Below are 20,733 nucleotides of genomic sequence, written 5' to 3' on the forward strand. Positions count from 1 at the left end.
TCAAGTCCGTGTGGGTTCGATAGCAACCCCTCGCTCTTCACTCCAATAAGTGGATCAGTAGAGGCTCAACTGAGGTTGGAGTTATCTCAAGCAGAGCCAGGGTCACCGGCAACTTGAAGCGTCGCCGTCCCGCGCTACCAGGATTGAGAAATAGCTGTTCCCCACGCCATTCTATCCGTGGCTTGTGGGAGTGGCCGGTGATCACCAGCTTGATGCCTGTATCCAGTTCGATCGGGAGATCGGCAATGTCATGTACCAACAGCGCTGGCCATCCGTTGACGTCGAAACGCAGAAGATCAGGGAGATTGGCTGCCCACGGAGCCTCTTGATCATTGTTCCCACGCACGACGTGTAATGACGCTATAGACGCCAGTTGACCAAGAATCTCGGGGCTACCGATGTCCCCGGCATGAATGATCTGCTCACATCCCGCCAGGGCAGCAAGGGCTTCGGGGCGAAGCAATCCATGAGTATCGGAAATAACGCCAACTTTCATGCCATTCACCAGAGCAAGCTCAGTAAGTTGACCACAGTGTAATGTGACAAATTTCTGTGATGTGCGAGATCTTCTCTACGGGCTGCGTTCGGCCAAAATCGGACATTGCTGCTCCCCGCCACGTTTCAGTCATCTCATTTCACTAGCGAGTTCGCTAGCTGAGGCCATTGCTCCATCAATGCATCGCGTACTCGTAGTCCTGCGGGTACGGGTTGCGCATCGTCGTCTTGAACTAGACGGGCGAAAACCAGCGAGTGCTCATCCTTTGTCGCCCAGCCGACAAACCAGCCGTTTCCGTGGGCTTCATCGCTGCTTCCGTCCTCCATTCGAGGGAAGGCCGTGCCTGTTTTGCCGTGAACATCCCAACCATCGGGTCGTTGGGCGATTTGCGAAATCCGACTCGTCATATCAAAGGCATGTGGGCTCACTGGCAATTGGCGATTCACCAACCTCTTCAAAAAAGTAATTTGCTCGTGTGGGGATATCTTCAAAGAGGAACTGATCCAGGCACGATCAAGGCCATTATTTTTTTTGGGGTCACCGGACAAGTCGGCATTCCCGTAATCGAATGCCTCGGCATATCGCTTGACCGTTGCCTCTCCGAGCGTATGAGTGACGCGTTGAGAGAACCACACCACAGAATACTGAAACCATCGAACTGCATCTGTAGGCTCCAGCCAAGCAGCTCCGCCCCAATCAGGATCACCGGGTTGATATGGCAACGTTGGAGAATGTTCATCTTGCAAAAAGGCTGCGTCGAAGCCCATCAGGCTTATCGCGATCTTGAATGTTGAGGCAGGAGTCACACGACTGTTGCAATCACCCTCTTGCTGCAAAATATCACCGCTTTTTGCGTCTGCCACGATGGTGCAGATAGTCCCGGCCTGTGCTGCTCAAATGCTGAATCCCAGAATCAATAAACCCAATGCAGCGCTGCGCATAAACATGCGTTCTATTCCTTTAGTAGGTACCCCCATGAGCCCTTCTCAAGAGCCTTGAGCGACCGTAGGGCAAACTGTTCGCCTGCTCGCTGGTGCGATGTAACTCATCCGTCCGAGCGAACTCTACCGGCAGGCACTGTATCAATGTCAGCTTTGGGTTGTGGATTGCGGTCAGTCGTGACGGAAAGGAATCGGCCAGAAGCAGCCATTAACCGAGATTGTTCATTAGCGATGTGCCCGCGAGAGGTCGACTGGCTCAGTAAGAATTTGGACCGTGGCAGGGGTAATCTGGCCCGCGCGACTCCGGCTCTCTACGTAATTTCCTGATCGATTCTCAATAACCACGTTGCTTATATTCATAAGAGAAAGAAGTTGCCCCAACATTAATCCAGCTGGGCCAGCTCCAACGATTGCAACCTTTGTCCGCATGAGTTCATCCCTCTAAGTTATAAAGTTTGAAGAAAATTCAGCGAGAGCCACTGATCATGTCTAATATCTCATCAGCTCTTCGCTGAATAATTTGTTTGTAACCAACCCTGAAATGGCTCTTGGATTTCTGTGCCCACCTCTCATCTCAAAATCATCGATTTTTTGAAATCACACCACTCATATATTGATTTAAATCGCGCAGATCCTTAATCCTCCAAGAGTACGGCGATAGCTTTACACCATTCTCTTGCAAAGTTTTTGGAATCAAGTCTCCATTTGGACGAAGTATTATCGATGATACAATAACGCCCGGATAATCATTTAGTCGTTTTTTGAAAGCGGACGTTGTAAGATTAGGTGTAGGAGGATTGCTTTTATTAGCCAATGGTCCTGTTCCTTTGAGATCTATTCCGTGGCACATGGTACATCTCTGTAAATAGAGATTTTTCCCATTGACATTATCCGCAAAGGATAGTGATGTTTGAATTAGCGATAAAATTCCTAGCGAAGCGATGAATAATATTTTCATTTTCATTTTTCATGTGGCCTTGTTGTATAAATCAGATCTGAATCGAGGGCAAACTCCGGAGGTGCCACTGCAACACTCAATTCTCTCGATAACATTTGAACCGAGATTGTTCATTAGCAATGTGCTTGGGGTTGTAGCCCTGGTGCCACCTTCGATCTGAGCGCCCCACAGGGTCAGTACGGTGGAGTCCACGCCCAGCGTGATGGGATTGAGGCGCAATTTGTCAAAGAGCCAGCGATAGCTGCTGCGTTGCACGCGACTCGCGCTGGCCTGCTCAAAGCGCTGGAACAAGCGCACGATGGCTTTGTGACCGGCCGCCCGGCCCCAGTCGAACAGGCGCACCAGCGTTGTGTCCAGTCGGGTGATGTCCGTGTGGGCAAAGCGGGCCGCGCCACACCAGATGCTCACGATCAACAGTTCGATGAGTTGCTCGGGCGGATATCCGCGGTTGGAGCCAGGTTGCGGAAGCTCCCACGGCATGTGGGTTTCGTACAGCCGCATCAGTTCGGGCATCTGTGCTTTACGGTGCCGTTCGGCAAACTTCAGTGCCTGGGGCAAGTCATCCCACGCTGCCTTGACCACGCGTCGCGCGGCGGCGAGCCTGGCGTGAGGTGGCTCATCATTGTGGTGATGGACGTAAATCAATCGGCTGCCGAACTGGAATTCGCATTGCCAGACACCCGAGGGAGTACGCCAGTGGCCAAGCATGGATTCGGTCAGTAGTTTGATGTCCATATCGGTACTACACAGATGGAAAGTTGCTCAGATTACCCTCTCAAGCACCAGCCTGGGAATGCCATAGGCGCTTGGGCTATTTGTCCGACATACACGGGATCTGACCGGCAGCATTAGGTCGATTGTGTTGAAAAAGTCGACCCGGCCTGGCTACCCATGTATTAAGCGGTGAAAACGCGTTTTCAGCGCGCTGCTACGTAAAATCCGAGTCCTGAACCTTCTGCGCAAAACTCGGATTTCAATCTCAGACGCGTACTTTTCTGTCGCGGAAACTGAAGCCGACTTTTTCAATAGAATCGGCCAGGGCGGCCATTCAATCTGGTATTCAGTTCCGGAAGATACGTCGCTGTTCGACGACGGTTACTCTTCCTAGTCCCTACGCCCTGCATAAAAGAGATGCGCAAAACCCTGCAGTGCCGTGTCCACGAAACGCTCATCGCTAGTGCCAGCGGGGAACTGCATAACGCCATGAATTACCAGCGACGCCAATCCATGCATGTGTGACCAGCCTGCAAGGGCAGCTCCCCGTACCTCCCGGCTTTCAACGTCAAGCCTGAGAATTTCGGCGATGATGCGCTTGTTTTCACCAAATGCGTCTTCGCGGGCCACGCGAAGCTCTGGGATCATTTCTCCAGAGGCGAATTCAGGGCCGAACATTAGTTGGTAAAGCGCTGGGTTGCTCCGCGCGAAGCTAAAGTAGGCCAGACTTGCCTCTCGCAGTTTCTGCTCTTGCGTGGCTGCTGAATCCCTAACAGCTAGCACCTTGGCAAGTTCTCGAAAACCCTGGGCGGCAAGATGCCCGAGGAGTTCGGCCCGGCTTGCATAATGATAGTAGGCGGCGGTGGAGCTGACCCCAACCCTTTCGGAAACGGCGCGTAGCGAGAGCTTGGTGGGCCCCACCTCGTCGAGCATTTCCCGGGCGGCACTAAGCAGCAGCGGCGCAAGATTTCCCACGTGGTACGTGTCGCGTGTTCGTAGTTTCGTGTTCGCCATCATCTACTCGATGCCAGAAAGTGCTGGGTAGGCCCTACGGGCGGGCGTCTTCATGGCGGAATCCTAACACGGCTAAGTATCTTGACACTGATAAGATACGAGCATAGCCTCTGCTCACAACAAGCCTAAGGAGAAGCCATGTCCTTCTCGATTTCGCGGCAGAGCTGGGCAGAGACAACAGGGTTGCTTGCGAACCGCTCCCATATCACGACCAGACGGCCTCTCGCAGTTCGCTTGAGCGCATCAAGCGCCTCGCCAGTTAGGGGGGCCGACAGCATGATCAATTCGGCTATCGGCCTGGGGCCGCGCCCCAATCTCTTCCACAGACCGCCGGTGCCGCAAGGCGTGGATTGGTGTGTGGAGATGCGTATTACCTAAACCCGAAAGAGACGACAACCATGCCGCTTAACCAGTCTTACGAGTGCTTCGAGATCTCTGTTGATAACGGAGTTGCTCATCTGCAACTGAATCGCCCAGCCAAGGCCAACAGTCTGACGCTCGCCTTCTGGAGCGAACTGCCTGCGGCTATCGACCAACTGAGCCGCTCGGGCAAGGTTCGGGCCTTGGTGCTGTCGGCTCAGGGCAAGGTGTTCTGCGGCGGGCTCGACTTGCAGATATTCACCTCTTCTCAGGAGTTCCACGCCACCAGCGCTATGGCGAGAGAGGCGATGCATGCCAGGCTGCTGCAGATGCAGGATGCCTTGAATGCTCTTGAGCGCGCTCGCTTCCCGGTGATCGCAGCCGTACAAGGCACCTGTGTTGGGGCAGGGTTCGATCTGATAGCCGCCTGCGACCTGTGCTTCGCTGTCGAGACAGCGAAGTTCCGGATCGAGGAAACCAACCTCGGAATGATGGCCGACCTAGGGATTCTCCAGCGCTTGCAGCACCTGATCCCCGCCGGTAAAGCGCGCTATCTCGCGCTGACTGGCGAAACCCTGGGTGCGGTCGAAGCCTTCCGCCTAGGGCTTGTCGCACAGACTTTCTTGAGTACCGAGACGTTGCTCGACGGCGCGTTCGCCGCGGCTCATCGCATTGCGGAGCTCCCACCCATCGCCGTGAGCGGGATCAAGCGTGCGATGCTCTACAGCCGCGACCACGGTGTCTACGAGTCGCTGCAGCAGACCGCGCTGCTGCAAAGCTCGATCCTCAGCGGCGAAGACATCCTTCGGTCGATCCAGACCAAGACGTCGGACTCCACAGCCCAGTTCGCGGACCTGAGCGAAATTCGTGCGACCTTCTGATGGCGTTTTTTTGACTTAATCTTATCGGTGATAAGTTTTGAGGAAAGATATGAAATACCATAACGCCGCCGTAATCGGTGCCGTTCGTGCACGGCGAAATCGAGTTCGAGATTGCCTTACACCAGCTCAGCGGCCGGGGTACCTCAACCCCTGGCGGTGCCAGCCGGGTCGCACGCCGTGTTGCAGTGCTGGTGTGTCCTAAAACAAGAACATGGAGACTGAAATGACTGATGCTAATCCCTGGGAAAAGAGCTATCCGGAAAGTCTGCGCGGCTACAGGGTCGACCCACAAACCCTACAGGGCAACATTGCCGACTTCGCCAGCGAAGGCGCGCGGCGCCATGGAGGCAATCCTGCTTTCACTGTTGTACTGCCTTCTGGTCTGCACACCGATCTGTCGTTCGAGGAAGTCGATGAACTTTCGAGTGCCTTTGCCGCCTATCTAGTCATCCAGCAGGGGCTGAGCCACGGCGATGTAGTGGCGATCCAACTCCCCAACTGCTTGCACTATCCCATCGCCGTGCTGGGTGCCTGGAAAGCTGGGCTCATTGTCACCAACGTCAATCCGCTCTATACCGAGCGCGAGTTGGACGCGCAACTCGCCGACAGTGGCTCCAAGCTACTCGTGGCCTGCGATCTGTTCGTCAAACGCGCCGAGAACGTGGTGGCCGCGCGGGGACTGAAGCTGGTCACCGCTAGCCTGGGGGACTTTTTTCCATCAGCGATAGGCTCTGCTATCCAGCAGAAGCTGGCGGCTGACAGCGGGGGCGATCTTGCTCCTGGCATTCCTCACGAGCGCTTCAGTGAGGCGCTCGCCATCGGCCAGGCACATGCTCCTGTCGTCGGATCGCATCACCCGGTGGCACTTTATCAGTACACGGGGGGAACCACGGGGCGGAGCAAAGGCGCGGTCCTGACGCATGCCAATCTGCTTGCCGTGTTGCGCATAGCCGAGGACTTTCTCAATGCCTATGGCGAGAACGCAGGTCATGGCGAGACGATCCTGACAGTACCGCCGCTCTACCACATCTTCGCCTTCAACTTTAACTTCCTGCTGTTCTTCAGATTGGGCGGGCGAAATCTACTGGTGCCTAACCCTCGACCGCTATCTAACCTCTTTCCCGCGTTCGACAAGTTCCCGGTGAGCTGGATGACTGGTGTCGATACGCTTTATGCAGGGCTGCTCAACGAGCCGTGGCTGCAGGCCAACCCGCCCAAACTCAAGTTTGCGGTTTCCGGCGGTACGGCCTTGCGCCCGAGCACCGCCGAGCGCTGGCAGGCACAGGTTTGCCCGATGCTCGAAGGTTATGGGCTGACCGAGAGCAGTTGTTTCGTCGCATGCAGCCCGCCTGGCGGGACTCCCCGAGCAGGAACGGTTGGCCTGCCGATGCCGGGCAGCGAGGTGCGGGTCGTCGACGAGGCTGGTCGTGTGCTGGATCCCGGGCAGCCTGGGGAACTGGTCGTGCGGGGGCCACACATCATCGAGAGCTACCTCAATCGGCCAAGCGAGACAGCCGAGGCGATTGTCGATGGCTGGTTCCATACCGGTGATATCGCGGTGATGGATAGCGATGGGTTCATCCAGATCGTCGATCGCAAGAAGGACATGATCCTGGTCTCGGGATTCAACGTGTACCCCAACGAGGTCGAGGCCGTCATTGCCGAGCACCCCGATGTGGCCGAGGTAGCGGTGATCGGTGTGGCGGATGAGATCACCGGCGAGGCGATACGCGCCTTCGTCGCGGTACGCCGGCCCGGACTGAACGACGAGGACATCATCCGCCACTGCCGTGAGCGGCTGACCGGCTACAAGGTGCCGAAGCAGATCGTCTTCCGCGAGCAACTGCCGAAGTCCACCATCGGCAAGATTCTGCGCGCGGAACTGCGCGGCCAGATTTAGCCGGCTTGCATATCCGCATCGCCGAGGGCGAGCCGCAGGTGTGCAGCTGAACTGGACGCCAAGCGTGCGATCAACGAAGGCTCGCGACTGGCCGCGGAGCTCTGATCTGACTCCCCAGAACACCAACCCCAACACAAGTGACCAACAGGATTTGAAAATGTCTGAGCTCAAACTACACCCCCAGGCCACCGTGTCCCTCCAGCGCTGGCACACCATGATTGCGCAAGGCGACCTGAGCGCGTTGCCTGACCTGCTGGACGAGCAGGCCGTTTTCCGCTCTCCCATGGCGCACACCCCGTATCCTGGAGCGCCCGTGGTATCGACGATCCTCAATACCGTGAGCAAGGTGTTCGAGGACTTCACCTACCACCGCGAACTAGCGACTGCCGACGCTCTCAGCGTAGTGCTGGAGTTCAGCGCCCGTGTCGGCGGCCGGGAGCTTAAGGGCATCGATATGATCCGCTTCAACGAGCAAGGCAAGATCGTCGAGTTCGAGGTGATGATCCGCCCCCTGAGCGGCTTGCAGGCTCTGGGTGAGGAGATGGGGCGGCGCCTGGGCGCTTATCTAGCAGCCAGCAAGAGCTGACTCACGGTGGTCTCAGTTCCGTTGAGGGGAAGGAAGCGTCCCTATTTCCTCGGTATGGGTTCGACGACATGGTGATTGCAGATCAAATGTGATGAGTCTATCGGAGCACATATCTAGGCTCTCATGCTGGAATCTCGGGGTAATTCAATAGAGTCAGCACTCAAACTCAATACGATTACCCGAGTTTGCGGGATGGTTGAAGTCACACTCAGCTATCCCGTTTTTTCTGGCCACTATTGATTTAAGTGGGTTGCTCTTACTCTGAATCACCCCTTTCTCATGGACGGTTCTGAGTGTCAGCAAAGGGTCGATTTCGATCAGTCCTGACAGGCTGCTATCGGCCCAGAGTGTGTAAAAACGCTCAAGGCCTCATCGTCTTGGGTCATTGACGTTCGTGGCTGAACGATCGCATGGCAAATGCTGCGTGTTGCATCATTCGCGACCTGGAACACGTCAACGCTGTTTTTACAGCCTCTGGGATGGGCCAAAATTGGCTTTTTTTTTATGCCGACAGCGCCTTTATTAAGCCGTGAGCACCGATGATTTTCATCACCCGCTTCATGTTGTAGGCGAGCACATTTAAACTCATCTCCGCACCCACCCCGGCCAGCTTTCGCGTCAGGAAGTGCGTCGCATCCATCCATTGTTTGAGCGTCCCGAAGGGATGCTCAACCGTTCGTTTTCGGACTCGCATCATCTCCGGCACTTTGCTCAACCGAAGCTGCATTTCCTCCAATACAGCTTCATGTTCCCAGCGTCGAATTCGTCGCTCCGTGCTCGGTGTGCATCGCGATTTCAACGCGCAGCCCTGGCAATTCGAACTCCAGTAACGATGCAACTTCAGGCCTTTTTCAACGTAGGAATAGTGCCAGATCAGCGCCTCTCCAGCCGGGCAAATGTATTGGTTTTTTGCCGCGTCATAGATGAAGGCATCGTTATTGAAACGCCCGTCAGCCTTGGCTCCAGAGGTCATCGGCTTGGGCACGTAGGCGGTGATGCCTGCATCGTGACAAGCGAGGATTTGTTCACTTTTGAAGTCACCTCGGTCAGCCACCACCGACAACGTATCTGACGCCATCGCCTCGCGGGCCTGCTTGGCCATCGAGCTGAGTTGATCTCGGTCGGAACCGACGTTGGTCACCTCATGCGCAACGATCAAATGGTGCTGAGTATCGACCGCTGTTTGCACGTTGTAGCCGACGATTCCCGTGCCACGCGTCATCATGGAGCGGGCGTCTGGATCGGTCAGTGAGACCTGTTTATCCGGCGATTCATTGAGCTGGATTTCGATCGCCTGAAGCTCCTTCATTTGCGTTTTGAGCATGGCGATTTTCTCTTCCAGCCGCACGGTGTTGGGCTCGGTAGCAGTTGGTTCTTGCCGATCGGCAGCATCGAGTACCGTCAGGTAACGGTTGATGCTCGATTCAATTTTTTCCATCCGCCGCTTCAGTTTGGCGCTGGTGAAATTGCGGTCGCGGTTGTTGACGGCTTTGAATTTACTGCCATCGATGGCGACCAGATTTTCTCCAAACAGTCCCAACTGCTGACACAGCACAACGAACTGGCGACAGACGCCTCGGATGGCCTTGCTGTTGTCTTTTCGGAAGTTGGCGATGGTCTTGAAGTCCGGCATCAAACGCCCGGTCAACCACATCAGTTCGACGTTGCGTTGAGCTTCTCGCTCCAAACGTCGGCTCGACTGGATGCGGTTGAGATAACCGTAAATGTAGATCTTCAACAAGACCGAGGGATGGTAAGCAGGCCGGCCAGTATCGGCTGGGATGGCACCGTCAAAACCCAGATTGACCAGGTCGAGTTCATCGACAAAGACGTCGACTACGCGCACCGGATTGGTATCGCTGACGTAATCGTCGAGGCTTTCGGGAAGTAAGGTGCCTTGGCCTCGATGTTCACCTTGGATGAAGCGCTTCATGGGCGATCCCTGCGATGAAATCCTCAGAAATCATAGCAAGGGTTCGCGGAGGTGTTTTTACACACTCTGGGCCAGAAGCGGCCATCGAATGTCTACTTATTCAGGGGCGATTCACAAGCAGGATTGGCCTGATAGGGTATGGGGACAGTCGAAACATGCATCGGTCGTCCGCGCCAGCTGTATACCGGTTTGAAGAAATGCAACTATCCGGCCTGTTCAGCCCCATAAAAGATCATAGTGCCACTGCCTTACACCAGGTAACACCATGACCCCGAGCGCCAGGGACCGGCGCTCCACTCCCCGTTGCGCCCCACCTCATATAACCCCGCTCACAAAGCATTCATTTCAGCAATATCGCGCACCACCTGATCTGCAGAGCGGTCGAACATCGCCTGCTCCTGCGCATCCAGAGACAACTCGATCACCCGCGCAACCCCATCCTCCGCCAGCACACAGGGGACACCCATGGCAATACCAGTTCGCCCGTACTCGCCCTCGAGAATCGCGACCGTCGGCAAAATGCGGTTTCGCCCATTGGCGATAGCATCCACCATCTGTGCAATTGCCACGCCCGGCGCATCGCAGGCGCTCCCCACCTTCTTCAAACCCAAAATCTCGCCGCCGCCCTGACGTGTGCGCTCCACAATCTGCTCTATCTGCTGATTGGACAGGAAGTGAGACAGCGGCACCGAACCGACCGCACAGTATCGCATCAGCGGCACCATGCTATCGCCATGCCCTCCCAGCACCAGCGCCGTGATATCCCGAGCAGAAAACCCTGTCTCCTCGGCAATGAAACACTTCATGCGCGCTGTATCCAGTACCCCCGCCTGCCCGAACACCCTGTTGCGTCCCAGCCCACTGAGACACCAAGCCCGATAGGTCAGCACGTCGACCGGGTTCGACACCACCAACACCGTCGCCGCCGGAGCATGACGATTAATATCCAGCATGATGCTATCGAGAATTGGCAGATTGATACTCAATACATCCTGACGCGACTGACCAGGCTTGCGGGGCACACCCGCCGTAATCACCACTAGGTCAGAATCCTGCAGCAATTCGGCATTGGACCCGCCGTAAACCCTGGTATCAGAACCTGACTCAACTGCCGCCTGCCAGACGTCCAGCGCCTTGCCCTGTGCCAACTCACCCTGCACATCAATCAACATCAACTCACGACAGAACTCTTCCCGGGCGATGATCTGAGCCGCCGCCTCACCCACCATACCGGCACCCACAATTGATAGCTTGTTCACCTCACACCTCCCAGCGGCTCGCGCCACCAGCAACACGCCCGCCTATACAGAGAAGTATTACCCGCTAATGCTAAAAGACCACCCGAAGGTGGCCTGTATTTGTTTTACCTGCTTTTCGCCATTCCCATGGCGGCATTACTTTAGCCTTTGATAACCCCCATAGGCCGAGCCGTGCGGCCTTAGCGGACTGCTCCGGGTCTATCGCAGCCCTTTGCCATCGTCCGCAATGGGTCGGTTGCAGCCCATCGCGACAGGCAGCTATCGACCCAAAAGCAGTCGCTCGCTTTAAGGGCAAATCAACGCCTGTCAGATAAATTCGCGCTCCTGGGTTTGGTAAATAACTTTTACGCCTTACATCAATGGAATTGTATAGCTCACGATCAGGCGATTCTGGTCCTGGTCGCGGGCGATATCACTTCGGGACATCGCGTTCCGCCAGCCGAAACCGACGTTCTTCAACGCACCGCTCTGGATCACATAGTCCAGAGAGATATCGCGCTCCCATTCGCTTGCGTCCTTGCCGCTGGCAGTCTGAATATTGTCGCCCTTGAGGTACATCACCGATGCCTTCAAGCCTGGAGCACCCAGAGCAGCGAAGTCGTAGGCATACTGCGCGAACGCGGTCCGCTCACCCGCCTGGATGAAGGTCTGAATGGTGCGGTCGGTGTAAAGATAAAGACTGGCACCTGCCTCTCCTTTATCGACCAGGCCACCCTGATTGAGTTGCGCAAAGTTGCTGTTATCGGAAACGCTCTGATAGCCCGCCGTAATCGCATGGCCGCCCAACGAATAAATGAACGCCGCGCTCCAGGTATCATTGTCGATTTCACCGGTACCGCCTTTGGTGAAACCGCTGAACTTAAAACCACTGGCGCGACCGGCCGCACTGCTGTTCTTGCCATCGGACGTGGTCTTGAAATAACGCAGGTCGGTTTTCAGCGAACCGTATTCACCGAGCGGCAACACATGCAGCAAACCAGCGAAGTGCTGTTGGTAATAGTCTTCGAGATTGGCGTAGTAATACTGAGCGGTCAGATCCTTCGTTAGTTTGTAATCGCCACCGGCAAAGGTAAATTTATTGCTTTCCTGCGTGCCGCCCGCAACGGCCAGACCTGCACTATCGCTGGAAGCACGCCCGGTGGCGTGTTCAAGTTGGCCGGCGGTGAAGGTCAGGTTATCGATTTCATTGCTGGTGACTTGCCCGCCCTCGAAGGTTTGAGGCAACAGACGGCCATCGTTGGAGACCAGAATCGGCAATTTCGGTTGTAAGGTGCCGTAACGCAGTTCGGTCCTGGAGAAACGCATCTTCGCCGTCGCACCGACACGACCCCATTGGTCCACGGCCTTGTCGCCGTCGCTGGGAAACATCGAGCCGCCGACATGACGACCCGTGCCGCTGTCGAGCTTCAATCCCAGCAGGCCAATAGCATCCACGCCGAACCCCACGGTGCCGTCGGTAAACCCGGATTGATAATTGAGCATGAAAGCCTGGCCCCACTCTTCGGTCTTCGAAGGCGCGGCGGCACCATCACGGTTATCGTTGTTGAAGTAGAAGTTGCGCAAGTTCAAGTCGGCTTTGCTGTCGTGAATGAAATCAGCAGACGCCAACGGACTCATGGCCATACTCAGGCCGCCGGTCAAAAAACTTAATACTTGAAACGTGGCTTTCATCAGGACGAGCTCCAGCGCAGAACCTATGTTCCGGGCACATTGAAAAGACAGCAGAAAGCATCCGGCCAATCAGCGAATTGACCAGTGCGCTAAACAATCATCGAGAAAAACTTCACCAACACACAGAAAGAGATAGTCGTTACGACCTCCGAAGAAACCCGGCAGAAAAGCGCCTTGAAAGTCCCTGTGTGATCAGTCGATCAATCCATGAGCGTCATAAAACGGATACGGCCCCGGATATTCACCGAACACCGCGTTATGGGTGATCAACCCCTGTTGCGCATGCCAGCGATGCAACAGATACCCGGCCGGTTCCAGATTGAAATGCGCCGGGGCGGTTTGCTGTAGATCCAGCACGATTTGATGCGAGGTACCGGGGCACACACAACTCAGGCTGCCACCGAAACGCCGTTGCATCGGCCGGTGCAAATGCCCGCACAGCAAGCGCTCCACCTGCGGGTGACGGGCGATGAGCTGCTCCAGCGCCGAGGCATTGATGAACGGCTCGCGGTCCATATGGCCGATACCGCTGATAAACGGCGGGTGATGCAGAACCAATAGCGTCGGTACATCGGGACGACATGCCAGTTGTTCATCGAGCCAGAGCAACTGGCTGTCCAGCAACTGACCGCCATGGGCGCCAGGGATCGTCGTGTCCAGACCGATCAGGCGCACCGGATACTCCTCAACCACCCAATCCAGTGGTGCGCTGGCCGACATCGGCAAGTAAGCATGATCGGCAAATGCCGCCAGCAAATGCTCGCGATTGTCGTGGTTGCCGGGCACGAGGTAGCAAGGCATGTGCAGGCGCGCCAGTTCGGGATGCAGCACGGCATATTCAGCAGGACGACCGAAGTCCACCAGGTCGCCACTGATCACCACAATGTCGGGACGCGGATGGCTGGCATTCAAATGATCGACAGCACGACGCAACGCGCCAAGGGTATCGACGACGCCATAAGTCAGTCTTTGACCGGCTTTAAGGTGCAGATCGCTGATCTGCGCAATGAGAAACGGACAGTTCAAAATAAGTTCTCTGAAAACAACAGCATCACGAATGCAGGGTGAACAGGGCTTGCGGCTCTATGGCCAGGGCAATCAGGGCGCCGGGCGCGTGAATGACGTCGTCGGTGCTGTCCACCAACAACGGCTGTGCGGCGTCGACGTCCACCAACAGGCGGCTTTGGGCGCCCTGGAAAAACTGACCCACCAGACGCCCGCGCAGATGGCCTTGACTGTCCATCACCCGCAAATGTTCGGGGCGGCAATACACTGTGGCGGGCAGACTGGCGCCATTCCATGGCAATTCGCCGCCGCTGACTTTCAAGCCACGGGGCGTGCGCTCGATCACCGAAAAAGCATTGAGGTTGCCAACGAAACCGGCGACAAAAGCATTGGCAGGCTGCTGATAGATTTCCCGCGGGCTGGCCAATTGCGCGACGCGGCCGTGCTCCATGACCAGGATGCGATTCCCCAGCGCCATGGCTTCTCCCTGGTCGTGGGTGACGAACACCGCGGTGATTCCCAAACCGCGTAGCAACTGATCCAGCTCGCTGCGCAAGCGTTCACGCAACTGTGCGTCCAGCGCCGCCAGCGGTTCGTCGAGCAGCAACACCCGCGGCCGGGGTGCCAGCGCGCGGGCCAGTGCGACACGCTGGCGCTGGCCGCCGGACAACTCGTGAATGCTGCGCTTGCCGTGATCGTGCAGGCCGACCAGCTCCAGCAACTCCGAGCAACGCTTGTTGCGTTCAGCGGGCGACAGGCCGCGAATTTTCAGGCCATAAACGATGTTGCCGGCCACATCCAGATTTGGAAACAGCGCGTAGTTCTGGAACACCATGCCCACGTCGCGACGCTCGATGGGCAGACGTGTGACCTCGCGGTCGCCAAAAAATATATGACCCGCGTCCGGGCGTTCCAGACCGGCGATCAGGCGCAAGGTGGTGGTTTTGCCGCAACCGGACGGGCCGAGAATCGCCAAGGTTTCCCCGGCTTCGATGGTCAGATTCAGATCATGCACAGCAACGGTGCCGTCAGAGAACGCCTTGCGGCAACCCTCCAGGCGAATGGTGGTTCCGGTCATCGACTCTCTCCACGGGAAAGACGGGCGCTGATGGCCTGCAACGCAATGAGCAGCGGCACGATCATCAACAGGAATATGAGGGTATAGGCGCTGGCGACTTCCAGCCTGGCCGAGGCATAGCTGTCGGCCAAGCCTACCGGCAATGTCTTGGTCATCGGGGTGTGAAGCATCCAGGTCAGGTTGAACTCGCCCAACGACAGGGTGACGACCATCAACGCCCCGGCGAGAATCCCCGCCCGGCAGTTGGGCACCACCACGCTGAAGAAACGCCGGATCGGCCCGGCGCCAAGGCTGGCCGCCGCTTCCTCCAGCGTTGGCAGGTGCTGACGTTGCATCACTGCCATCACCGGGCGCACCAGAAATGGCAGCGTGAACAGCACATGGCCGACGAGAATGAACACCCAGCTGCTACGAAACTCACCGAATTGACCATAGGTGAGCAGCAACGCCAAAGCGCTGGCCAGACCTGGCATCGCCACGGGCAGTACCATCAGCTCTTCGAACGCGCGGCTGAAGCGATTGTCCATCCGCACCAGCGCGTAAGCCGCCGGTACACCAATCACGCAGACACATAGCGCGCAGGCCGCTGCCAGTTGCAGGGATAGCCAGACGGTTGGTGAGTAGGTCTGCCAAACCTGTATCAGCCAGTCGAATGTAAGCCCGCTGGACAGGCCCACGAAATAATTACGCGTCAGCCCGGCCAGCAGCGACATCAGCACGGGCACCAACATGAAGGCGCAAACCAGCAAGGTAAAAGCCAGTTGCCCGACAAACAGCGTTGAGCGTTTCACAAGACAGTCCCCGATTGTTTGACCAGCCGCCGGGCCAGCAACAGTACGGCCCAGGTCACCGCACCCAACACCACTGACAGTGCAGCGGCCACGGCGAAGTTGGCGTAATTGGTGAACACGTTGTAGATCGCCACCGGGGTCACGTTCAGCCGAGTGCCCAAGGTGAAGGCCGTACCGAATGCGCCCATGGAGGTCGCGAAACAGATAGCCCCACATGAGACCAATGCCGGCGCCAGGCCGGGCACTATGACATCGCAGACCACTCGCCAATGACCCGCCCCCAGTGAATGGGCTGCTTCTTCCAGGCTACGATCCAGGCTTTCGCAAGCCGCCATCACCGTGAGGATCACCCGCGGAATCGAGAAGTACAGATAGCCGATGAACAACCCTGTCAACGAGTAGGCAAAAATCCAGCGCTCCCCCGCCAGCTCGAGGCCAAGCGTGGCGAACAACCCCTGACGACCGGCCAGCAGAATCACCAGAAAGCCGACCACCACGCCGGGAAACGCCAGTGGGAAGGTCAACAAGGCGACCAGTGCCGAGCGGCCGAAGAAGCGCTGGCGAGCCAGAAACACACCACTGATGCCGCCCACCAGCAGCGCCGCAAGGGTCACCACGAGGGCAAGAATGCAGGTCTGCGCCAGACTGCCCAGATATTGCGCGCTGGTCAGCACCTGCCAATAACCGCTGTCGCTGCCGTCGCGGCTTTGTCCACCCAGCCCGATCAGGTGCGCCAGCGGCAATAACCAGAACGCGAACAGCACCGCTGCTGCCGGCGCCAGCGCCCAGGCAGCGGTCGGCCGCAAGCGCGGCACGATGGCCCGACCCGACCTGCCTTCCTGAGCGTTTACTTGCGAAGCCGTCACTTACTTGACCTCACTCAGATAACGCGCGGAGAAGGCTTCCTGCACCGCCGCCATGTGTTCGTAATTGACTACGCCGGCCCGGGCATAGTCGCTGTCCGGCAGGAACTGCGCGGCGACGTTGGCAGGCATCTTCATCGCCCGCACTGGTCGCAGGTACGCTTTGGCCCACAGCGCCTGGCCTTGATCGGACAAGACAAAATCCAACACCTTCTCGGCGTTGGCCCGATGCGGGGCGTTGCCGACCATGCTCATCACGTAAGGCACGCTGATGCTGCCTTCCTTGGGAATCACGAACGCGACGTTGGCGTTGTCCTTGTAGCGAGCGCGATAAGCGTTGAAGTCGTAATCGACCAGAATCGGCAACTCGCCGGACAGCACCCGCGCATAAGCCGTCTGCTTGGGCACGATGGGCGAGTTTTTCGCCAGTTTTTGGAAGTAATCAATGGCGGGTGCGAAGTTATCCAGGGTGCCACCCATGGCCTGGTTGATGGCCACGGCAGAGACGTAACCCACGAAGGCGCTGGACGGATCAAGATAACCAACCATGCCTTTGTATTGGGGTTTGAGCAGGTCGGCCCAGCTTTGTGGAACCGGCAGGCCACCCAGCGCATCGACGTTGACCATGATGCCCAGGGTGCCGGAGTGAATCGCAAACCAGTGCCCCTCAGGGTCCTTCAAGCCCGCTGGAATCTGGTCCCAACCCTTTGGCTTATAAGTGCCGACCACCCCGGCTTTTTGCGCCTGCAAACCGAACGTCACGCCGTAATACACCACGTCAGCCACCGGTGCGGCTTGTTCGGCTACCAGTTGCGCCAATGACTGGCCGGAATTCTTATTGTCCAGCGGGACCTGCACGCCGGTGGTGTCGGCAATCGCCTTGAGCTGTGCGCCCCAGTCCGCCCATTCCGGAGGGCAGTTGTAGCAAATCGCCGTTTCGGCGGCTTGGGCCAGGCTGGCCACGCCGTATAGCAACAACGCCGCCAGGGTTTTACTGAAGCGGATCATCAAGCGTCTCCTCGTAGGGTTGAGTACTTTCGCCCGGCCGGATAAGGCAAGGCAGGCAATGGGAAACCGGTGCGGCGCCAGCGATCTGCGCCAGTAATTGATCGATCACGGTGCAAGCCAGCGCCTCGATGGGTTGAACGACGCTGCACAGCGTCGGGTGCATCTGAGTGCCGAGGGCGATGCCGTCAAAGCCAATGACCGAGAGCTGCCCAGGCACGTTCCAGCCGTTGCGCCGCAGTTCCGCGATCAGACTGATCGCCAGCAAGTCGTTGGAGCAGACCAGCGCACTGGGTGCCTGCGGGCCGTGCAGTAACGGCTCGATGGCGGCGAAGTCAGCCTGGGTATGGGCGGGCATTTCGATCACCGGCAGGCTGTCGAGGCCGGCCTCACGCATAGCGTCGCAATAACCGGCGTAACGCAGGCGAGAGCGGTCGGACTGCAAGGCTGGACCGGCGACCATGCCGATCTGCAAGTGTCCCGTTTCCAGCAGATAACGGGTGGCGAGCGCCATGCCTGCGCGGTTATCCACCGATACGGCGCTGTAGTCAGGATTGTCGGGCTGGTGATAGGCCAGCACAAAAGGCGTGTCTTCGCTGGCAAGGCTTTGCAGCACGCGGCTGCTCTCGGCGTCGGTCACGGTGAGGACCAGACCATCGACCCTCTGCCGCAACAACTCCTCAACCACCGCGCTTTCGCGCTCGCTGCTGTAGTCGGTAGTTGCCAGCAACAGGTTGTAACCGTGTAAGCGTGCAGCCTGCTCCATCGCCTGAAATTGCTCGGCGAACACCGGGTTGAGCAGATTGGGCACCACCACACCGATCAGGTTGGTGGTTTGCAAGCGTAGTTGGCGGCCGAGGCGATTAGGCCGAAAACCCAGCTGACGCGCAGCGGCGAATACTTGCTCTCGGGTGGCCGGACGCACCACTTCGGGGGAGGCAAAGGTTCGCGCGGCGGTCGCCCGCGAAACACCTGCCAGCCGCGCAACCTCTTTCAAATCAGTCATTGTCACTCGCTTGAGATCGATCTCATTTGCGAGAACAGTACTCAGGGAACATGGCATTCCCGCGATGAGTAGATGACGTTTAGATGTCAGAAACGACGTTCATAGACTGAACAGCATGGTTGATGCCCGAACTTCGTGCCTGTCTTCGACCACCAGCACACTTATTCGAGCGATCATGCTGCGTTGAAAACATGCTCGTGCGCGAGTCCGATCGGAATGCTCATTTACAACCAGTAAAGTCGAGCGCGACCCCGGCCGTTTCTCGCCTGTCTTCGCCTTGCCTGATCGCCGCTCGGCGACTTTTCATACAAACCCTGGACCGGGCTCAAGCCAGCAGCTCGGTGATCCATCGGGCCTGCCGAGCGACGTCCTGAACCTTCTCCTCGGGCACGGCCTGCCGCGCCCGGGCGAAGTTTGCCAGGGTCTGCTGTTTCTGGCTCAGCATCCGCTTCCACTTGACCAGGAACGCCGGGCTGCGTGCCTGCATCTGCAGCGGGCCGAAGTACAACTCCTCGGCGGTGTACATCACAGGCCCGGCGCGCTCGGCGACGATGATTTCGTAGTCGAAGCGGTTTTCCCGCAGCACTTCCTCGCAGAGGATGCGGTAACCATTTTCCATCAGCCATTGGCGCAGTGGCTGCTCGCCGCCGTTGGGCTGCAGAATCAGGCGCTCCTGTCCGTTCAGGCGCGCCTTGCCGCTGTCGAGGATGTCGCGGATCGTCTCGCCGCCCATGCCGCAGATGCTGATCGCCGTGATCCCGTCTCCCGGCTCGATAGCCGCCAGGCCATTGGCCAGGCGCACGGTGATCCGCAGGTCTTGGCCGTTCTCGCGCACGGTGCGTTCGGCCGAGCGGAACGGCGTCAATGCCACCTCGCCGGCCACCGCCGCCGCGATGGCGCCACGGCGCATCAACGCCACCGGCAGGTAGCCGTGATCCGAGCCGATATCGGCCAGGCGCGCACCTGCTGGCACATGCCCCGCCACGCGCTCCAAGCGCATGGACAATGTCTGTTCGTTCAACTGCCGCCCCTTTTCACCACGAACGTCCGGCACCTATGGCCGCATTGGGGCGCGATTCTGTCGAGCAACGCTGTACATTTCAAATATATGCGACCAGGGCCATGGCTGGACCCGTACCTACCGCTTGCGTATCGGCCCAAAGCGAACCCTGGTTATGGGCCGCTTTTGGCCGACCTTTGCGGAGCCTGAGAGGCTGCAATGGGTCGATTGCTGCCCTTGGCGAGAGGCAGGAAACGGCCATCTCCAGTCGTTCCTCTGCGCGCTCAGACGGACAGTCAAGCGTCGGCTCCGCCCGGATAGCGGACTTTCAGTCGTCACTCGAACTCGCGTCGCCATCGTCTGAATCGGCGAACATTCCAGTCTTACTGACTACGGGCAGCGACTTCTGACAGGTTACGTTGCTCGCTCTTTGCAAGGATCTCGCGAAGGCGGGCGATATTGATAGAGCCACTTGCTAAGTCGATGATGACATTGTGGTCGAGCGTGAGCTTCATAACTCGGACCTACCTCCGACTGGATTCTGAGAACCGAAGGATACGCACTCACCCACGGTGTGCCGATGCTGCGTCAGTCCACGAAAGGAAGCAGAGCATGACGCTCCAAATCGACGCCCTGCGGGCGCCGGTGCTGGACCACTCCGTGCAGCACGGCCGGTCAGCGAGTCCCCCGGGGCCTTGCAGATCTTACCTGACCGCTTTGAGCTGGCCATGCTTGCATGGCGACGTCTGCGATCGCCTTCAGCTTTTGCGGGCCGCCTCCGTCTCGTGCCTGGACGGCCATTCCGCGGGTCACGGCGCTGTAGAAGGCAGCAAGTGCGGGCACGTCGGTGTCAGGCGGTAAGTCGCCGTCTTCGACCCCCTTGCGCAACCGCTGCGCCATCATCTCTTCAGCGTTTGCGCGGTGCTTGGCCATCGTCTCACGAATAGAAGCGAATTCGGGGGGCAGCTGAGTGCCGGCCAGAGAGATCATGCAGCCCGATGGGTGGCTGTTTCGAGTGAATTCCACGACGGTAGCATCGAGAAGCTTCTTGAATGCTTCTCGCGTGTCGGCCGTGCCGAACAGTCTGCCAGCAAACCAGACTTCGGACATGCTCAAGTATGCTTCAGTCGCTTCCTTGTAGAGCTGCTCCTTGCTGCCGAACGAGTTATAGAAGCTCGAGGGGCTGATCCCCATGGCCTGGATCAACTGGTCGAAGGAGGTTCCTTCGTATCCCTGCTCCCAGAAGAGCTTCATGGCTCGGCTCAGAGCTTC

General features: G+C 57.8%; 20 protein-coding genes and 2 pseudogenes. 4 read left to right on the forward strand and 18 right to left on the reverse strand.

The genetic code is table 11. From position 1 onward, the window contains the following. Positions 1-37 precede the first annotated feature (37 nt). The 6 genes and pseudogenes from AC07W5_RS19580 to AC07W5_RS19605 all read right to left on the reverse strand — a co-directional run bounded on the left by AC07W5_RS19580 (position 38) and on the right by AC07W5_RS19605 (position 4,123). Entirely contained in the window at positions 38-496 is a 459-nt protein-coding gene (locus AC07W5_RS19580) for a metallophosphoesterase family protein (protein WP_494993075.1), read from the reverse strand. A gap of 134 nt (positions 497-630) precedes the next feature. After that, a pseudogene (gene blaOXA, locus AC07W5_RS19585) lies at positions 631-1,389 on the reverse strand (class D beta-lactamase); the annotation flags it as partial. Between the two features lie 273 nt (positions 1,390-1,662). Next, positions 1,663-1,866: an FAD-dependent monooxygenase gene (locus AC07W5_RS19590; RefSeq protein ID WP_495024151.1), complete on the reverse strand. Its 204-nt coding sequence runs from the start codon at positions 1,864-1,866 to the stop codon at positions 1,663-1,665. A gap of 151 nt (positions 1,867-2,017) precedes the next feature. Further along, the gene (locus AC07W5_RS19595) at positions 2,018-2,401 is read right to left on the reverse strand and encodes a c-type cytochrome (RefSeq protein WP_495024152.1); all 384 of its coding nucleotides are present in this window, start codon (positions 2,399-2,401) and stop codon (positions 2,018-2,020) included. Between the two features lie 3 nt (positions 2,402-2,404). Further along, positions 2,405-3,130 carry a hypothetical protein gene (locus AC07W5_RS19600; RefSeq protein WP_495024153.1) on the reverse strand — a complete coding sequence of 242 codons (726 nt, stop codon included), beginning with the start codon at positions 3,128-3,130 and terminating at the stop codon, positions 2,405-2,407. 369 nt (positions 3,131-3,499) lie between these two features. After that, positions 3,500-4,123, reverse strand: a complete 624-nt coding sequence (locus AC07W5_RS19605) for a TetR/AcrR family transcriptional regulator (protein ID WP_495024154.1) — start codon at positions 4,121-4,123, stop codon at positions 3,500-3,502. Positions 4,124-4,521: 398 nt separating this feature from the next. Here AC07W5_RS19605 and AC07W5_RS19610 point away from each other — a divergent pair, with 398 nt between their 5' ends. The 4 genes and pseudogenes from AC07W5_RS19610 to AC07W5_RS19625 all read left to right on the forward strand — a co-directional run bounded on the left by AC07W5_RS19610 (position 4,522) and on the right by AC07W5_RS19625 (position 7,850). Next, entirely contained in the window at positions 4,522-5,364 is an 843-nt protein-coding gene (locus tag AC07W5_RS19610; RefSeq protein WP_495024155.1) for an enoyl-CoA hydratase-related protein, read from the forward strand. A gap of 223 nt (positions 5,365-5,587) precedes the next feature. Continuing rightward, the gene (locus AC07W5_RS19615; RefSeq protein ID WP_495024156.1) at positions 5,588-7,264 is read left to right on the forward strand and encodes an AMP-binding protein; all 1,677 of its coding nucleotides are present in this window, start codon (positions 5,588-5,590) and stop codon (positions 7,262-7,264) included. Next, positions 7,252-7,369: pseudogene (locus AC07W5_RS19620) on the forward strand (hypothetical protein); the annotation flags it as partial. The gene AC07W5_RS19615 and the pseudogene AC07W5_RS19620, both read left to right, overlap by 13 nt. A 52-nt stretch (positions 7,370-7,421) precedes the next feature. Then, positions 7,422-7,850, forward strand: coding sequence for a nuclear transport factor 2 family protein (locus AC07W5_RS19625; protein WP_495024157.1), 429 nt, complete (start codon positions 7,422-7,424; stop codon positions 7,848-7,850). A 502-nt stretch (positions 7,851-8,352) separates the two neighbouring features. Here the strand turns inward: AC07W5_RS19625 and AC07W5_RS19630 are convergent. The 12 genes from AC07W5_RS19630 to AC07W5_RS19685 form a co-directional block, all read right to left on the reverse strand. Next, on the reverse strand, positions 8,353-9,783 hold the full coding sequence (locus AC07W5_RS19630; RefSeq protein WP_495024158.1) for an IS1182 family transposase: 1,431 nt from the start codon (positions 9,781-9,783) through the stop codon (positions 8,353-8,355). A 329-nt stretch (positions 9,784-10,112) separates the two neighbouring features. Then, a complete protein-coding gene (locus tag AC07W5_RS19635; protein WP_495012370.1) occupies positions 10,113-11,042 on the reverse strand; it encodes a malate dehydrogenase in 930 nt (309 codons plus the stop codon). Between the two features lie 351 nt (positions 11,043-11,393). Beyond that, on the reverse strand, positions 11,394-12,713 hold the full coding sequence (locus AC07W5_RS19640; RefSeq protein ID WP_495024159.1) for an OprD family porin: 1,320 nt from the start codon (positions 12,711-12,713) through the stop codon (positions 11,394-11,396). A 192-nt stretch (positions 12,714-12,905) separates the two neighbouring features. Next, entirely contained in the window at positions 12,906-13,739 is an 834-nt protein-coding gene (locus AC07W5_RS19645) for a phosphodiesterase (RefSeq protein WP_495012368.1), read from the reverse strand. Between the two features lie 25 nt (positions 13,740-13,764). Beyond that, positions 13,765-14,796 carry an ABC transporter ATP-binding protein gene (locus AC07W5_RS19650; protein ID WP_495024160.1) on the reverse strand — a complete coding sequence of 344 codons (1,032 nt, stop codon included), beginning with the start codon at positions 14,794-14,796 and terminating at the stop codon, positions 13,765-13,767. After that, on the reverse strand, positions 14,793-15,587 hold the full coding sequence (locus AC07W5_RS19655; protein ID WP_494993080.1) for an ABC transporter permease: 795 nt from the start codon (positions 15,585-15,587) through the stop codon (positions 14,793-14,795). The genes AC07W5_RS19650 and AC07W5_RS19655 overlap by 4 nt, the downstream gene beginning before the upstream one ends. After that, positions 15,584-16,402: an ABC transporter permease gene (locus AC07W5_RS19660; RefSeq protein ID WP_495024188.1), complete on the reverse strand. Its 819-nt coding sequence runs from the start codon at positions 16,400-16,402 to the stop codon at positions 15,584-15,586. The genes AC07W5_RS19655 and AC07W5_RS19660 overlap by 4 nt, the downstream gene beginning before the upstream one ends. 51 nt (positions 16,403-16,453) lie before the next feature. After that, positions 16,454-17,458, reverse strand: a complete 1,005-nt coding sequence (locus AC07W5_RS19665; RefSeq protein ID WP_495024161.1) for an ABC transporter substrate-binding protein — start codon at positions 17,456-17,458, stop codon at positions 16,454-16,456. After that, positions 17,442-18,461, reverse strand: a complete 1,020-nt coding sequence (locus AC07W5_RS19670; RefSeq protein WP_495012364.1) for a LacI family DNA-binding transcriptional regulator — start codon at positions 18,459-18,461, stop codon at positions 17,442-17,444. Before AC07W5_RS19670 ends, AC07W5_RS19665 begins: the two co-directional genes overlap by 17 nt. A gap of 325 nt (positions 18,462-18,786) precedes the next feature. Next, complete coding sequence (locus tag AC07W5_RS19675) at positions 18,787-19,482, reverse strand: tRNA (adenine(22)-N(1))-methyltransferase (protein ID WP_495024162.1); 696 nt, start codon at positions 19,480-19,482, stop codon at positions 18,787-18,789. 362 nt (positions 19,483-19,844) lie between these two features. Continuing rightward, positions 19,845-19,976: a hypothetical protein gene (locus AC07W5_RS19680; RefSeq protein ID WP_454743288.1), complete on the reverse strand. Its 132-nt coding sequence runs from the start codon at positions 19,974-19,976 to the stop codon at positions 19,845-19,847. Positions 19,977-20,136: 160 nt separating this feature from the next. Beyond that, entirely contained in the window at positions 20,137-20,715 is a 579-nt protein-coding gene (locus tag AC07W5_RS19685) for a TetR/AcrR family transcriptional regulator (RefSeq protein WP_495013612.1), read from the reverse strand. Positions 20,716-20,733: the final 18 nt, after the last annotated feature.

This window comes from Pseudomonas sp. GW821-FHT01E05 (assembly GCF_059422425.1).